Genomic DNA, 16043 nt, shown 5'->3' on the forward strand with positions numbered 1-16043 from the left:
GGGAGATCGGAAGGTGGGCTCAGTGCCGGGGCGCGAGCGTGCCGTCGGTGGTCATGCGGCGGAAGGCGGCGGCGACCTCCTCGGTGCGGGCGATGGCCGCCCGTTCGAGGACCTTGCTGATGCTCGGCGACGCCTCGCCGCCGGTCACCCGCTGTACCGGGTGGTCGAGCCAGTCGAAGTAGCGGCGCTGGATCTCGTCGGCGAGCCAGCCCCCGTAGGAGGTGCCGACTGCCCCCTGCTCGACGATGAGCACGGTGCCGGTCTTCATCACGCTGGCGCCGATGGTGTCCCAGTCGATGCTGGCCCGGTCCAGCCAGCGCAGGTCGATGATCTCGGGGTCGATCTCACCGACCTGCTCGGCCGCCTCCAGGCAGTGGGCGACCATCGACAGGTAGGAGAGCACGGTCACGTCCCGGCCCGCCCGGCGCACCGCGGCGCGGCCGACCGGGATGTGGTAGTCGAGGTCGTCCATCGGCCCGGTGCCGGTGCTGGTGTACAGGTCGACGTGCTCGATGACCACCACGGGGTCGTCGCAGCGGAGCGCGGTGTTCATCAGGCCCACGTAGTCGAAGGGGGTGCTGGGCGCGACGATCCGCCACCCCGGCGCGGTGGCGAAGATTCCGGCCGGGTCCATCGAGTGCTGCGAGCCGTAGCCGGTGCCGGTGCCCACCTTGCTGCGCAGCACCAGCGGTACCGGGTGGTCGCCGCCGAACATGTGCCTGGCCTTGCCGATCTGGTTGAACAGCTGGTCGGCCGCCACCCAGAGGAAGTCGGCGTACATGAACTCCACGACCGGGCGGTAGCGGCCGTCCATGGCCAGTCCGCCGGCCAGTCCGGCGAACGCGTTCTCGCTGATCGGGGTGCCGAGAACCCGGTCGGGGAAGGCGTCGGCCAGTCCCTTGGTGGCCCCGTTGGTACCGCCCTTGAGGCGGTGCACGTCCTCGCCCATGACGACGACGGCGGGGTCGGTCTCCATCCGGCGGGCCATCACCTCGGCGACCACGTCGACGAACTCGCGCTCGTCGAGCCGGCCAGAGAATGTGGCCTCCTCCTCGTAGCGCACCTCGGAGCCGAACTCCGACAGGTCGCCGCGTACGCCGACATCACGAAAACCGGGCTCGGGCCACTCCGACGGGCGGATACGGCGCTGGCCGGGCTTGCCGCCGGGGAGAGGCTCGAGCAGCCGGTCGCCGATCACCCGCATCATGGCGGCGGCCTGGTCGACGGCCCTGCTCGCCTCCTGCTCGGTGAGCGCGCCGCGCCGGAGCAGGTGGCCGGTCATCAGCGTGATGGGGTCGCGCTGCCGCCACTGCCGCTCCTCCTCCTTGGAGCGGTAGCCGAACGCGCTGCCGGGGAAGGGGCCGTTCTGGTGGTAGTACCGGTACAGGTCGGCCTCGATGATGACCGGCCCGTTGCCCGCCCGCATGTGGGCCAGCGCCTCGCCCATCGCCAGGTGGACGGCGAGTGGATCCATGCCGTCCACCCGCCAGCTGGGGATGGCGAAGCCGAGACCGCGCACCGAGAGCCGAGGTTCCGCGGTGACCTCGCGGACATGGGTGGAGACCGCGTACTGGTTGTTCTCGATGAAGAAGCAGATCGGCAGGGACCAGGCGGCGGCGAGGTTGAAGCTCTCCAGCACCGAGCCGATGTTGGCGGCGCCGTCACCGAAGTAGGCGACCGAGACCGCGTCGGTGCCCGCCCGCCGGTGTGCCCACGCGAAGCCGGCCGCCTGCGGGACGCCGCCGCCGACGATGGCGTTGGTGCCCATCGCTCCGGCTTCCGGCCACTGCAGGTGCATGGATCCGCCCCGGCCCCGGCAAAAACCGCGGGCCAGCCCGCAGATCTCGGCCAGCGTCCGGGTGAGCAGGTCGGTGACCGGGGCGGGCAGGTCGCCGCGCGGGTCCCAGCCGCCGGGCAGCACATGTCCCAGCGCCTTGGACAGGAACTGGTGGTGGCCCCGGTGGGATCCGGTGATGGTGTCGGCCGAGGTGAGGGAGAGGATCGACCCGACCGCCCCGGCCTCCTGACCGACGCTGGAGTGGGCGGGCCCGTGGACCAGTCCGGACCCGGCGAGTTCGAGGACGTACTCCTCGAAGGCGCGGATCAGCACGAGTTGCCCGAACATCGCGCGCAGCAGGTCGGGGTCGGCCGCGTCCCAGTCCGCCTCCGTGGTGGTCAACTCCAGCCAGGGGGTGGGCGCGGCGAGGTCCTGGTGTTTGGTCATGTGTGTTCTCTTCCAGGTGGACAAGCCAGAGGCCGGGCAGGTTCCGGCGCGGGGGCGCCGGCGCTCTGCCGGGCGACCGGGACCGGTCGGCCGCACCCCCTCCGCGATCCGCGGTTGTTACCGACCATCGCACAGATTGGATCCGATCTCACACTACCGTTATGTCTTCGTAACGGAAGAATGTGCTCTCAACATTGACTTTCCATACTTTGGGCGACCAAGCTACCGATCCACCAGGCCTTATTGGATCCATACTCGGTGAAGGTGCGGCAGTGGAAACTTCCAAGAAACAGATCGTCAACGGATTCGGAGGTGGGATACATGGCTGAAGGGGGTGCCCCTGGGTTGCCGGGGCTCGTCGGCCTGGACCATGTCGGTCTGACCGTTCCCGACATCGACCAGGCCACCGAGTTCCTGGTGGACGTGCTCGGGTGCGAGTACCTCTACCCGCTCGGCGCCAAGTCCGACGACGGGGACTGGATGACCACCCATCTCAACGTGCATCCCCGGGCCCGGGTGGACAAGCTGCGGTTCTTCCGCTGCGGCAACCAGCCGGTCTTCGAGGTCTTCGAGTACGAGGCCCCCGACCAGGCGCAGACCCCGCCGCGTAACAGCGATGTCGGCGGTCACCACCTCGCCCTGTACGTGGAGGACATCGACGCCGCGGCGGACTACCTGCGCTCCCGCGGTGTGACCGTGCTCGGCGGCCCCACCGCCAGCGACGGCCCGCACGCCGGGCAGCGCTGGATCTACTTCCTCGCCCCCTGGGGTGCCCAGTTCGAACTGGTCTCCTACCCGCGCGGTCGGGCGTGGTACCTGCGGGAGGAACAGAGCCAGGCGGTGGGCGGATGACCGGCCTCACCTCGGGCCTGGAATCCGCGGACGACAAAACGGGCGCCGCCACCAGCGTGATGAGCCACCAGATCGCCGAGCACCTGCGCGAGCAGATCCTGTCCGGGGCGCTCAAGCCGGGCGCCAGGATCCGTCAGGAGGAGGTCGCGAGGGATTTCGGCGCCAGCCGCCTGCCGGTGAGAGAGGCGCTGCGCATCCTGCACTCCCAGGGCCTGGTCACCCTCAAGGCCAACAGCGGCGCCTGGGTCTCGGAGATGAACGCGGCGGAGTGCGACGTCACCTACAAGATCCGCGAACGGCTGGAACCGCTCGCGCTCACCGAGAGCATCCCGCACCTGCCGGCCGAGACGATCCGGCGCCTGGAGCGGATCCAGGACGAGATCGAGGCCAACACCAGCCTGGACAGGTTTCTCCACCTCGACCGTGAACTGCACCTGCTGTCCTACTCGGGCAACCCCTACAAGGAACTCCGGGACATGATCGAAAGGCTGTGGAACATAACCCAGCCGTACCGGCGCGCGTACGTCGAACGCGCGGGCCACGAACGGGAATGGGTGATCAACGCCGAACACCGACTGCTCATCGACGCGATCCGGCGCGCCGACACCACGGACGCGGAGCGTCTGCTGGCAGGGCACATCCGCAGGACCCGGATCGCACTCCTACCGGTCATCGAACGCAACTCCACGGGCCGCTGAGCCACACCGGACGCGGCTCCACCCGCGTCCGGCACGCTGCGGCGAAAGGTGACTCCGGGACCAGAACTCCCGGACGCGCCCTCCACATGGCCGTCCCGCAACGAACGGTCAGTACACGAAGAACGACATCACCACCCAAGCAAAGCAGGTCTCATGTCATACCACATCACAACGGGCAGGCGTGTACTGACCCTGTTCGCCGCGGCAGCCCTCACCCTCACCGCATGCTCCTCCGGCGACACCACGGCCACCGGCGACGGCGCGGCCACCGGCGAACCGGCCGCCGCCGACAGCGGCGAGATCGGCTTCTCCGAGTCCTTCCTCACCGACGCCTTCCAGGTCCAGCTGGTCAAGCAGCTCGGCGAGCAGGCCACCGCGGCCGGCGTCAACCTGCTGCCCGCGGTCAACGCCGACGGCGACGCGGCCAAGCAGAACGCCGACATCACCACCCTGCTCGGCCGGGGCGTCAAGGGCCTCATCGTGGTCCCGGTGGACAGCAAGGCGGTCGCCCCCGCCATCGGCCGGGCCAACGACAAGAACGTCCCCGTGGTCACCGTCGACCTGGGCGCCGACTCGGGCAAGATCTACATGGTGGTCCGCGCGGACAACGTCTTCATGGGCACGGCCGCCTGCGAGTACATGGGCAAGCAGATCAACGGCGAGGGTACCGTCCTCGACCTCCAGGGCGACCTGGCCACCCAGAACGGCCAGGACCGCAGCAAGGGCTTCACCACCTGCATGGCCGAGAAGTTCCCCAACGTCAAGGTCATCTCCAAGCCGATGAACTGGAAGCCGGACGAGTGCGCCACCCAGGCGCAGACGGTGCTCAGCACCGAGAAGCTGACCGGTCTGTTCATGGGCAGCGAGTCGGTCTGCCTGGCCGGAGTCCAGCAGGCGCTGCGCAAGCAGGGCAAGCTCACCAAGGTCGGCGACCCCGACCACATCGTCACCGTCGGCATCGACGGCTCCAAGGCGGCGCTGGAGGCGGTGCGGGAAGGCACCCTCGACGCCGTCGTGTCACAGCCGCTGGACCTGTACGCCAAGTACGGCATCCAGTACATCCAGGATGCGATCGCGGGCAAGACCTACCAGCCGGGCCCCACCGACCACGACAGCACCATCGTCGAGGTCGGGGAGTCCCTCCAGGACCTGCTTCCCTCACCCACGGTGACCAAGGAGAACGTGGACGACCCCAGCCTGTGGGGCAACGGCTGACCCCCTCCCGGTGATCTCCGGTGGCGCGCCCGCGGGCCCGCCACCGGAGACGATCCAGAACCCAAGGAAGGAGGGCGCGGAGCAATGCCACAGGCCCCTTCAGAACAGGCCGGCGCGGAGCAGGCCATCGTGATGGACCAGGTGTCCAAGGCGTTCGGGCCGACCAAGGCGCTGTCGGCGGTGTCCCTCACCGTCAACCGGGGCGAGTCACGGGCGCTGATCGGCAAGAACGGGGCGGGCAAGTCCACCCTGATGTCGATCCTCACCGGCCTCACCCAGCCCGACAGCGGCTCGGTCAGGGTGCTCGCCGACGGCGACGCCACGGGAACCGCCGGCGTCGGATGCGTCTACCAGCGCAGCACGCTGATCCCCGCCGCCACCGCCGCGGAGAACATCGCCCTGGCCAGGTTCCCCCGCTCTCGGGCAGGGTTCATCCGCTGGTCCGAGGTGCAGCGGCAGGCCACCGAGCTGCTCGCCGAATGGGAGTACGCGCACCTGGCCGACACCCCGGTCGAACAGCTGGAGCCGCTGGAACGGAAGGTCGTCGAGATCTGCCGGGTGCTCTCCCAGGGGCCGCGGGTGCTGCTCTTGGACGAACCCACCGCCGGTCTGGACCGAGGCGCCTCGCAGCGCCTGTTCCACCACATCGAGAAGGCCCGCGCCCGGGGCGTGACGATCATCTACGTCTCCCACCACCTGCACGAGGTCTTCGAGGTGTGCGACTCGGTCACCGTGCTGCGCGACGGCTGGACGGTGCTGACCGAGCGGCTCTCCCGGATGACCGTGCCCGACCTGGTGGACGCGATGGTCGGCGAGGCGGCGGCCGGTGCGGGCGACGGCCCGCACGCGGCCAGGGCCGAACCGACCCTGCCGCCCGTCCTGGTCGCCTCCGGCGTCACCGCACCCAAGGTGAGCGACGTGGATCTGGCCCTGCGGCCGGGCGAGTGCGTCGGCCTGACCGGCCTGGACGGCGCCGGGCACATGCAACTGGCCGAGGTGCTCACCGGCCAGCGCCCGGCCGAGTCGGGCGCCGTCACCCTGGACGGCAGGCCGCTGCCGCTCGGCGACATCAGCGGCTGCATCCAGGCCGGCATCGGCTTCACCCCGGAGGACCGGCACATCAGCGGCTACGTGCCCGGACTGAGCGTGGCCGAGAACGCGACCCTGAACATCATGCCGCGATTCGTCAACAGGTTCCGGCTGATCAACGGCAGGAAGCGGGACGAGTTCTACTCGCGGCTGGCCGGGGAGTGGCACATCAAGGCCTACGGCGCCACCCAGCCGACCGAGGAACTCAGCGGCGGCAACCAGCAGAAGGTCGTGCTGGCCCGCTCGGTGGCCGCCGACCCCAAGGTGCTGGTCCTGGTCAACCCCACCGCCGGGGTGGACGTGTCCGCCAAAAAGTCGATCTACGACACCATCGAGGAGCTCCGCGCGGACGGACGGGCCGTGCTGATCGTGAGCTCCGACGACGCGGACCTGGAGATCTGCGACCGCATCGTCGTCATGGTCCACGGGGAGGTGTCGACGGAACTGCGGCACCCCTTCACCGAAGGCATGATCGCCGCGGCCGTGCAGGGTGACGGCACCGCCGAGCCGGAGCGGCGGCCGTCTGGAGAGGAAGATTCACAGTGAGTGCACTATCCCCGAAGAAACCGGCGCCGGAGTCGGTGGCCGCCGCGCCGTCGTCGCCGTCGTCACCTTCGCCGCCGGCCACCCGGCGGGCGCGCAGGTCCGTCGACCCCGTCGTGCTCACCCTGCTGCCCATCATCATCCTGGCGGTGATCGTGGGCGCCGTGGTGAGCCCCGCCTTCCTCACCACCACCAACATCATCGACAACATCATCACCACCTCGGCCGTGCTCGGCGTGCTGGTGATCGCGGAGAGCCTCATCCTGATCGGCGGCTACTTCGACCTGTCCCTTGAGGCCACCGTGGGTTTCGCGCCGATGCTGCTGGCCGTGCTGGTCTCCGGCGTGGCCGACAGCGGGTTCGGGCTGCCGTTCTGGGCGGGCCTGCTGATCATGATCCCGGCCGTGTTGCTGATCGGCCTGGCCAACGGGCTGATGATCGCCAAGCTGAGGCTCAACGCGTTCATCGTCACCCTGGCCATGCTGATCCTGCTGCAGGGACTGACCATCGGCCTGTCCGGAGGACAGACCTACGCGATGCTGCCCGATGCCATGACCTACCTGGGCGACGGCGTCATCCTGGGCCTGCCCGTGCAGGCGTGGATCTTCGTGCTCGCCTTCGCCGGCGCGTACGTGTTCATGAAGCTCACCCCGACCGGCCGGAGCATCTACGCGATGGGCGGCAACCTGGAGGCGGCGAGGGCCGCCGGGATCAAGACCACCCGGCTCACCATCGGCGTGATCGTGGCGGGCAGCCTGCTGGCCGCCCTGGCCGGGCTGATGCTGACCGGCAGGATCGCCTCGGTGACCGCCAACCAGGGCAACGGCCTCATCTTCACCGTGTTCGCCGCCGCCGTCATCGGCGGGATCAGCCTCAACGGCGGCCGGGGCAACCTGATCGGCGCCGCTCTGGGCGTGATCCTGCTCGGCGTCATCCAGAACATCCTCACGCTCTCCAACGTGCCGTCGTTCTGGATCAACGCCGCGTACGGGGCGATCATCCTGGCCGCGCTGCTGGTCGGCTGGGTCTCCACCCAGCGCTTCTCGGGCCGAAGGACACCGGCATGAGCGCCGGACAGTGGCCCGCGGGCACCATGCCCGCCCTGGTCTTCACCGCCCCGGGGGTCCTCTCCGTGGAACGGGTGCCCGTGCCGGAGCCGGCCGCGGGCGAGGTCCTGGTACGGGTGGCCTACCTCGGGATCTGCGGGACCGACGTGCACCTGCTCGACGGCAGCAGCGCGTACGTGTCGAGCGGGCTGACCCACTTCCCGATCAGGTTCGGCCACGAGTGGGCCGGCGAGGTCGTCGCGGTCGGGCCCTCGGTCCCCGCCGACCTGGTCGGCGAGCGGGTGGTGGGTGAGCCGTTCCTGTCCTGTGGTCAGTGCCTGACCTGCCGCGGCGGCCACTACAACCTCTGCCCGGACCGGTACGAGCTGGGTGTGCGCGGGGCGGTGCCCGGCGCGGCGGCCCGCTACCTGCGGATCCCGGCCGCCAACGTGCACGTGGTGCCCGCCGGGGTGGAGAGCGCGCACGCGCTGCTGGCCGAGCCACTGGTGACCGTGCTCAGCGCCTTCGAGGAGGCCGCCGCCCAGCCGGGCGAGCCCGTCGCCGTGCTGGGCACCGGCACCCTCGGCCTGCTCGCGGTGCAGGTCGCCGCCGCCATGCGCAGCCCGGTGGACGTCATCGGCATCGACCCCGAAGGGCTGAAGATGGCGCTTCAGCTCGGCGCCCGGGCTGCCTGGACGCCGCAGGACGCGCCGAGCGACGCCTACCAGGTGGTGATCGAGGCCACCGGGTCCGCCGCGATCGGCCCGGTGCTGACCAGGGTCGCCGGCATCGCCGGGCGCGTGCTCCAGGTCGGCATCCCGGGCCGTCCGGTGGACGGGGTGGACCTGGCGGCCTTCGTCACCAAGGGCCTGCGCCTGTCCGGTGTGCTCGGCGGCGTCGACCTGATGCCCCGGGCACTGCACCTGATCGCCGACGGCGCGGTTTCCCCCACCGCGCTCATCGAGCGGGTGTTCCCGGTGGCCGGGGCGCGCGAGGCGTTCGACCGGATGCGGGAGGCCGGCCGGGCCCGGCCCAAGCTCGTCATCGATCTGTCGGAACTCCAGGGGGAGGAACCCGGATGAGTGAGAAGACCACCGTCGGCTGGATCGGCGCGGGACGGATGGGATCGGCGATGGTCCGCCGGCTGCTGCTCGCCGGTCACCCGGTGACCGTCTGGAACCGCACGCCGGCCAAGGCCGAGCCGCTGCACGAGGCGGGGGCGCAGCTCGCCGCGGAGCCGGGGGAGACGGCGACCGCCCAGGTGACCGTCACCAGCCTGGCCGCCTCCGCGGACCTGGAGGACGTGGCGCTCGCGCTGCTGGCCGCCGAGCACCGCCCGTCGGTGCTGGTGGACACCTCCACCGTGTCGGTGGAATCCTCCCGCCGGGTGCGGGAGGCGGCGGCCGAGGCGGGGGTGCCGTTCCTGTCCGCGCCGGTCAGCGGCAACCCGTCGGCCCTCGAGGCGGGCACCGCGTCGTTCGTCTGCTCGGGCTCTCCGGAGGCCTACGACCGGGCTCGGGGGGTGCTGGAAGCGATCGGGCGGGCCGCCACCTACGCGGGCGCGGGCGACGAGTCCCGGCTGCTGAAGATCTGCCACAACCTGCTGCTCGCCATCACCACCCAGGGTCTGGCCGAGGTCGTCGTGCTCTGCGAGCGACTCGGCGTCGACCGGGGCACGCTGATGGAGTTCCTCAACGAGAGCGTGGTCGGCTCGGCGTTCACCCGCTACAAGACCGAGGCCGTCCGCACGATGGACCTCACCCCCACCTTCACCTCCCGGCTGCTGCTCAAGGACGTCGACCTCGGCCTGGCCGAGGCGACCGCCGGGCAGGTGCCGTTGCCGCTCGTCGCCATGGTGCGCACGCTGCTGGTCGCCGCCCTCGCGCAGGGGCACGGCGAGGAGGACTTCCTGTCGCTGCTGGCCGTGCAGGAGAAAGCGGCCGGAAAAGGAGTAACCGCATGACCTTGGACCCGAACGCCATCGGCGCGCCCGGCCACATGGGCGTGGACTTCGAGACCCGGGTGGACTTCACCCGGCTCCGCGACTACCGGCTGGCCCGCGCCCGCGCCGCGCTGGAGGCCTCCGACCTCGGCGCGATGCTCGTCTTCGACGTCAACAACATCCGCTACCTGACCGGTTCGGTGATCGGCGAATGGTCGCGGGACAAGATGACCAGGTACGCCCTGCTGATCCGGGGCCGCGAACCCATCCTGTGGGACTTCGGCTCGGCCGCCAAGCACCACAAGCTGTACGCGCCGTGGCTGCTGCCGGACAACTGCCGGGCTGGCATGGTCGGCCTGCGCGGCGCGGTCGCCCCCGAGGTCGGCCTGTTCACCCGCGCCGTTCAGGAGATCAAGGACCTGCTGGTGGAGGCGGGTCAGCAGGACGCGCCGGTCGGCGTGGACATCGCCGAGCCGCCGCTGCTGTTCGCCATGCAGCAGGCCGGCCTGACCATGGCCGACTGCCAGCAGGTGATGCTGGAGGCCAGGCAGATCAAGAACATCGACGAGATCCTGCTGCTGAACCAGTCCGCGGCCATGGTGGACGGCGCCTACCAGCGCATCGCCGAAGCGCTCAAGCCGGGCATCCGGGAGAACGACCTGGTGGCGATGGCCAACGCCTACCTGTACGAGATGGGCTCCGACGACGTCGAGGCGATCAACGCGGTCTCCGGCGAGCGCTGCAACCCGCACCCGCACAACTTCACCGACCGCATCATCCGGCCGGGCGACACCTGCTTCTTCGACATCATCCAGTCCTACAACGGCTACCGGACCTGCTACTACCGCACGCTCAACGTCGGCTCCTCGACCCCGGCCCAGCGGGACGCCTACACCAAGGCCAGGGAGTGGATCGACGCCGCGATCGAGCTGGTCAAACCCGGCACCTGGACCGACGAGATCGCCCGCGCCTGGCCGAGGGCGCAGGACTTCGGCTTCGCCTCCGAGATGGACGCCTTCGGCCTCCAGTTCGGGCACGGCCTCGGGCTCGGCCTGCACGAGCGGCCGATCATCTCACGCCTCAACTCGATCGAGCACCCGGTCCAGATCGAGGAGGGCATGGTCTTCGCGCTGGAGACCTACTGCCCGGCGAGCGACGGCAGGTCCGCCGCCCGCATCGAGGAGGAGGTCGTGGTGACCCGCGAGGGCGCGAAGGTCATCACCCTCTTCCCCGCGCAGGACCTCTTCGTCGCCAACCCGTACTGACGGACCGGTTAGGAGTCAAACCCCATGCCCCACCCCGACCTGCTGGCCACCTGCTGGACCACCGCGGGAGACGCCGTCCCGCTGCCCGGCCGAGACGCCAGCCCCATCCCTCTGCCGGTACGGATCGAGCAGGCGGCCCGCGCGGGTTTCGCCGGCTTCGGGCTGATGCACGTCGACCTGGAGGAGTTCCTCCGCACCTCCGACCTGCCGACGCTGCGGCGGATCCTCGACGACAACGGCATCCGCCACCTGGAGCTGGAGTTCCTGACCGACTGGTGGCTGGACGAGGAGGAGAGGGCCGAGTCCGACCGCGTCCTGGACCTGCTGGTGAAGGCGAGCGAGACCCTCGGCCCGCACCACGTCAAGATCGGCCCGGACATCACCGGCGGCCCGTACGACCTGGAACGTTCCGCCGCCGGGTTCCATCGGGTGAGCGAGGCGTTCGCCCAGGCCGGGACCGCCGTGGCGCTGGAGTTCATGCCGTTCTCCAACATCGACACCCTGGCCAGGGCGGTCGAGCTGGTGACCACCGCCGGACACCCGGCCGGAGGTCTCATGCTCGACCTGTGGCACGTCGAGCGCGGGGCCGCCACCTTCGAGGAGCTGGCCCGCCTGCCGATCGACCTGATCAAGGGCGTCGAGCTGGACGACGGGGCCGCCGAGCAGATCGGCGACGGCTACACCGACACCGTGCTGAGGCGGAGGCTCTGCGGCCAGGGCGACTTCCGGGTCACCGAGTTCATCGGCCTGCTGCGCGACCTCGGCTGGAGCGGGCCGTGGGGTGTGGAGATCCTCTCCGAGACCTACCGGGTGCGCCCGCTGGAGTCGGCGCTGCCGGAGGCGTACACGACGGCGGCCCGGCAGTTCGAGCCGTCTGAAGGAGCCTGAGCCATGCCACTCACCGACAAGATCTCCATCGTCACCGGCGCCGCCAGCGGTATCGGCGCGGCCACCGCCGAGCGGTTCGCCGCCGAGGGCGCCGTCGTCTACGCCGCCGACATCGCCGCGCGGCCCAGGGACGAGGGCCGCACCCACCACCGCAGGCTGGACGTCGCCGACCTGGACTCGTGGGCCGCCCTCGTCGCCGAGATCACCGACCGGCACGGACGCGTCGACGTCCTGTTCAACTGCGCCGGATTCGTCGGCTCCTACGACTCGCTGACCGAGATCGCTCTGGACGACTGGCACCGCATCGTGGCCGTCAACCAGACAGGCGTCTTCTACGGCATGCGTTCGGTGATCCCGGCGATGCGGCAGGCCGGGGGCGGGGCGATCGTCAACATGTCCTCGGCGTGGGGGCTGATCGGCTCGGCGGGGGTCGCCGCGTACCAGGCGGCCAAGGGGGCCGTCACGGTGATGACCAAGAACGCCGCCATGTCCTACGCCGCCGACGGCATCCGGGTGAACTCGGTCCACCCCGGGCTCATCACCACGCCGATGACCGACGCCCAGGATCCGGAGATCTCCGCCGACCTGGTACAGCAGACGCCGCTCGGCCGGGCAGGCCGGGCCGACGAGGTCGCCGCCGCCGTCCTGTTCCTCGCCTCCGACGAGGCGTCCTTCATCACCGGGGCGCAACTCGTCGTCGACGGCGGCCTGATCGTGCACTGAGCCATGACGATCTCAGAAACCTCGCGCAGGGCCGTGGTGGTCCACCGGTCGGACGGCGGCCTGACGGTCAGCTGCGACCTGCTGCCCGTCCCGCCCATGGAGGACGCCGCCCTGCGGGTCCGCCCCGAGTACGTCGGCATCTGCGGCTCCGACCTGGAGCAGCTCTCCGGCGGGATGGACCCCGGCTTCGAGGTCCGCTTCCCGCACGTGCTCGGCCACGAATGGTCCGGCGTGGTCGTCGAGGCGGGCCCCAACACCTCCCGGTTCCGCCCGGGGGACCGGGTGATCGGGCACGGCGCGCTCGGCGGCAACATCTGGTTCGGGGTGTCCACCGACGGCGCGATGGCCGACACCTTCCTGGTCCCCGAGGCGATGTGCTTCGCCGTCCCGCCCGCCGTCTCCTCGCTGCGCGCCGCCCTGGTCGAGCCGCTCGCCTGCTGCCTGCAGGCGCTGCGCACGGCGGGCGGGGCCGACGCCGGCCACACCGTGGCCGTCTTCGGGTGCGGTGCCATCGGCCTGTCCATGGTCGGCCTGGCCCGCACTCTCGGCGCGCGGGTGGTGGCTGTGGACCGCAGCCCGTACCGGCTGGCCCTGGCCGCGCGGCTGGGCGCCGACCACCGCGTCGAGGCCGCCCCCGGTGTGGACGTGGCCGCCGCCGTGCTGGACGTGCTCGGCCCGCGCGGCGCCGACCTGGTCGTGGAGGGGTCGGGCGCCCCCGCCGCGCAGGCCGCCGCCTTGGACGTCACCGCCCAGGACGCCAGGGTGCTGTTCATGGGCCTGGCGCACCGGCGCTCCGAGCAGGTGTCGCTGCACCAGATCCAGAACCGCAACCTGCGGTTGTCGTCCTCCACAGGCGCGCCGCCGCAGATCTGGGAACCCACGCTCCGGCTGCTCGACCGTACCGGCCTGGACCTGTCACCCATGGTCTCCGACGTGTTCGCCTTCGAGGACTGCGCCGCCGCCGTCGCGGCCGCCGGCGACGCGGGCGGCCACGCCAAGGTCATGCTCAGCCCGGACGGAGGTGGGCACCGGTGAGCCCGCTCTTCACACCGCTCACCCTGCGCGGACTGACCTTCCCCAACCGCGTCTGGATCTCCCCGATGTGCCAGTACGCCGCCGAGGACGGCCTGGTGTCCGACTGGCACCTGGTCCACCTGGGCGGCCTGGCCACCGGCGGGGCCGGGCTGATCGTGGCCGAGTCCACCGGGGTCACCCCCGAGGGCCGGATCAGCCCGTACTGCGCGGGCATCTACAGCGACGAGCAGACCGAGGCGTGGGCGCGGATCGTCCGGTTCGTCCACCAGCAGGGCACGCTCATCGGCCTCCAGCTCGCGCACGCCGGACGCAAGGCGTCCACCTCCGCCCCATGGACCGGCGAGCGCCGGGTGCCCTACGCCGACGGCGGCTGGCCGACCATCGGGCCCTCGCCGGTCCCGTACGGGGACCTGCCCGCCCCCCGGGAGATGACCGAGAAGGACCTGGCGGCGGTGAGGGACGCCTTCGCCGCCGGAGCGGAACGCGCCCTGCGCGCCGGTTTCGACGTGGTCGAACTCCACGCCGCGCACGGCTACCTGCTGCATGAGTTCCTCTCCCCGCTGACCAACCGGCGCACCGACCGCTACGGCGGCTCGCTGGAGAACCGGATGCGCTACCCCCTGGAGGTCGTCGCCGCCGTCCGCGAGGCGTGGCCGGACGACCGCCCGCTGCTGGTGCGCATCTCGGTCACCGACTGGGCGCCCGGCGGCTGGGATCCACCGTCCTCGGTCGAGCTGGCCAGGCGACTCGCCGCGCTCGGCGTGGACCTGGTGGACTGCTCCTCCGGCGGGCTGCTCCCCGACGCCGCCATCCCGGCCGACGGCACCTACCAGACCGACCTGTCCGAGACGATCCGCTCGGGCGCGGGCGTACGCACCGCCGCCGTCGGCCGGATCGCCGACCCCCGGCAGGCCGAGGAAGTGCTCGCCTCCGGCCAGGCCGACGCCGTGCTCATCGGCCGGGCCGCGCTTCGCAACCCGCGCTGGCCGCTGGCCGCCGCAGGGCAGGTCGGCGCCGACCTGCCCTGGCCGGTCCAGTACGAGCGAGCCAAATCCCGCCCCACTCCCGTGGAGAACTCGTGAAAATCAAATCCGAACTGTTCATCGGCGGCGAATGGGTCCCCGGGACCGACACGCTGCCGGTCCTGGATCCCGCGCTGGGCGAGCCGATCACCGAGGTCGCCGTGGCGGGCGAGCGCGAATGCGCCCAGGCGGTCGACGCGGCCGCCGCCGCCCTCGCACCGTGGGCCGCCCGTGCCCCCAGAGAGCGCGCCGAGATCCTGCGCCGCGCGTACGAGCTGATGACGGCGGAGGCCGACGACATCGCCCGGCTCATCGTCAGGGAGAACGGCAAGGTGCTGGCCGACGCCAAGGCCGAGGTCGTCTACGCCGCCGAGTTCTTCCGCTGGTTCGCCGAGGAGGCCGTCCGGGTCACCGGCGACTACCGGCTGGCCCCCGGCGGCGACAAGCGCATCATCGTCACCCACCAGCCGATCGGGGTGTCGCTGCTCATCACGCCGTGGAACTTCCCGGCCGCGATGGCGACCCGCAAGATCGGCCCGGCGCTGGCGGCGGGCTGCTCGGTGGTGCTCAAGCCCGCCACCGAGACCCCGCTCACCGCGCTGGCCGTGGCCGACGTACTGGCCCGCGCGGGGGTCCCCGACGGTGTGGTCAACGTGGTGGTCGCCGCGCCCACCGCGCAACGGGTCAGGGAGATGCTGCACGACCCCCGGGTCGTCAACCTCTCCTTCACCGGATCCACCGAGGTCGGCCGGGTCCTCCTGCACGAGGCCGCGGACCAGGTGGTGCGCACCTCGATGGAACTGGGCGGCAACGCGCCGTTCCTGGTGCTGGCCGACGCCGACGTCCAGGCGGCGGTGGAGGGCGCGATGATCGCCAAGCTCCGCAACGGCGGCGCGGCGTGCACCGCGGCCAACCGCTTCTACGTCCACCGCGCCGTCGCCGAGGAGTTCACCGCCGCGTTCGCCCACGCGATGGCCGGACTGAAGGTGGGCTCCGGGCTCGACCCCGCCAACCACATCGGCTCCCTGGTCTCCACGACCGAACGCGGCAAGGTCGCCGAACTGGTCGACCAGGCGGTCGGTGCCGGCGCACGCCCGGTCACCGGCGGGGCCGTCCTGGACGGGCCCGGGGCGTTCTACCCGCCCACCGTGCTGGCCGACATCGAGCCGGACGCCGCCATCCTCGATGTGGAGATCTTCGGACCGGTCGCCCCCATCGTCGTGTTCGACTCCGACGAAGAGGCGGTGACCAGGGCCAACGCCACACCGTACGGGCTGATCAGCTACGTCTACACCGGCGACCTGCGCCGAGGGCTCCGGGTCGCGGAACAGCTCGACGCCGGCATGGTCGCCCTCAACCGGGGCGTGCTCTCCGACCCCGCGGCGCCGTTCGGCGGCGTCAAGCAGAGCGGGCTCGGCAGGGAGGGCGGATTCGACGGGATCCACGAGTTCCTGGAGACCAAGTACATCGCCGCCGACATCTGAACCACACGAAACGGAGT

14 protein-coding genes are annotated in these 16043 nt (G+C 71.1%); 13 read left to right on the forward strand and 1 reads right to left on the reverse strand.

The features are described 5' to 3' along the window. Positions 1-19: 19 nt before the first annotated feature. Positions 20-2224, reverse strand: a complete 2205-nt coding sequence (locus ACFY3V_RS31130) for a thiamine pyrophosphate-dependent enzyme (protein WP_362904493.1) — start codon at positions 2222-2224, stop codon at positions 20-22. Positions 2225-2545: 321 nt separating this feature from the next. Between ACFY3V_RS31130 and ACFY3V_RS31135 the strand changes: the two genes are divergently transcribed. From ACFY3V_RS31135 to ACFY3V_RS31195, 13 genes are all read left to right on the forward strand, one after another. Next, positions 2546-3076 (forward strand): VOC family protein, encoded by a 531-nt coding sequence (locus ACFY3V_RS31135; RefSeq protein ID WP_350949643.1) that lies wholly within the window; start codon positions 2546-2548, stop codon positions 3074-3076. Further along, a complete protein-coding gene (locus tag ACFY3V_RS31140) occupies positions 3073-3774 on the forward strand; it encodes a GntR family transcriptional regulator (protein ID WP_389778429.1) in 702 nt (233 codons plus the stop codon). Before ACFY3V_RS31135 ends, ACFY3V_RS31140 begins: the two co-directional genes overlap by 4 nt. A 153-nt stretch (positions 3775-3927) precedes the next feature. Next, positions 3928-4989 (forward strand): sugar ABC transporter substrate-binding protein, encoded by a 1062-nt coding sequence (locus tag ACFY3V_RS31145; RefSeq protein ID WP_362904496.1) that lies wholly within the window; start codon positions 3928-3930, stop codon positions 4987-4989. 84 nt (positions 4990-5073) lie between these two features. After that, entirely contained in the window at positions 5074-6624 is a 1551-nt protein-coding gene (locus ACFY3V_RS31150; protein ID WP_389778431.1) for a sugar ABC transporter ATP-binding protein, read from the forward strand. Continuing rightward, the gene (locus tag ACFY3V_RS31155; RefSeq protein WP_350949647.1) at positions 6621-7688 is read left to right on the forward strand and encodes an ABC transporter permease; all 1068 of its coding nucleotides are present in this window, start codon (positions 6621-6623) and stop codon (positions 7686-7688) included. Before ACFY3V_RS31150 ends, ACFY3V_RS31155 begins: the two co-directional genes overlap by 4 nt. Then, positions 7685-8749, forward strand: coding sequence for an alcohol dehydrogenase catalytic domain-containing protein (locus tag ACFY3V_RS31160; RefSeq protein ID WP_362904500.1), 1065 nt, complete (start codon positions 7685-7687; stop codon positions 8747-8749). Before ACFY3V_RS31155 ends, ACFY3V_RS31160 begins: the two co-directional genes overlap by 4 nt. Next, positions 8746-9630, forward strand: coding sequence for an NAD(P)-dependent oxidoreductase (locus ACFY3V_RS31165; RefSeq protein ID WP_389778434.1), 885 nt, complete (start codon positions 8746-8748; stop codon positions 9628-9630). The genes ACFY3V_RS31160 and ACFY3V_RS31165 overlap by 4 nt, the downstream gene beginning before the upstream one ends. Beyond that, positions 9627-10874, forward strand: coding sequence for a Xaa-Pro peptidase family protein (locus ACFY3V_RS31170; protein ID WP_350949650.1), 1248 nt, complete (start codon positions 9627-9629; stop codon positions 10872-10874). The genes ACFY3V_RS31165 and ACFY3V_RS31170 overlap by 4 nt, the downstream gene beginning before the upstream one ends. A 24-nt stretch (positions 10875-10898) precedes the next feature. Next, entirely contained in the window at positions 10899-11762 is an 864-nt protein-coding gene (locus ACFY3V_RS31175) for a sugar phosphate isomerase/epimerase family protein (protein WP_389778437.1), read from the forward strand. 3 nt (positions 11763-11765) lie between these two features. Continuing rightward, positions 11766-12485 carry an SDR family NAD(P)-dependent oxidoreductase gene (locus ACFY3V_RS31180; protein ID WP_389778439.1) on the forward strand — a complete coding sequence of 240 codons (720 nt, stop codon included), beginning with the start codon at positions 11766-11768 and terminating at the stop codon, positions 12483-12485. A 3-nt stretch (positions 12486-12488) separates the two neighbouring features. Continuing rightward, positions 12489-13520, forward strand: coding sequence for a medium chain dehydrogenase/reductase family protein (locus tag ACFY3V_RS31185; RefSeq protein WP_362904509.1), 1032 nt, complete (start codon positions 12489-12491; stop codon positions 13518-13520). Then, positions 13517-14602 carry an NADH:flavin oxidoreductase/NADH oxidase gene (locus ACFY3V_RS31190; protein WP_362904511.1) on the forward strand — a complete coding sequence of 362 codons (1086 nt, stop codon included), beginning with the start codon at positions 13517-13519 and terminating at the stop codon, positions 14600-14602. The genes ACFY3V_RS31185 and ACFY3V_RS31190 overlap by 4 nt, the downstream gene beginning before the upstream one ends. After that, a complete protein-coding gene (locus ACFY3V_RS31195) occupies positions 14599-16026 on the forward strand; it encodes an NAD-dependent succinate-semialdehyde dehydrogenase (protein WP_389778442.1) in 1428 nt (475 codons plus the stop codon). The genes ACFY3V_RS31190 and ACFY3V_RS31195 overlap by 4 nt, the downstream gene beginning before the upstream one ends. Positions 16027-16043: the final 17 nt, after the last annotated feature.

Origin of the sequence: Streptosporangium sp. NPDC000095 (genome assembly GCF_042899335.1) — a bacterium.
Classification (GTDB): Bacteria; Actinomycetota; Actinomycetes; order Streptosporangiales; family Streptosporangiaceae; genus Streptosporangium.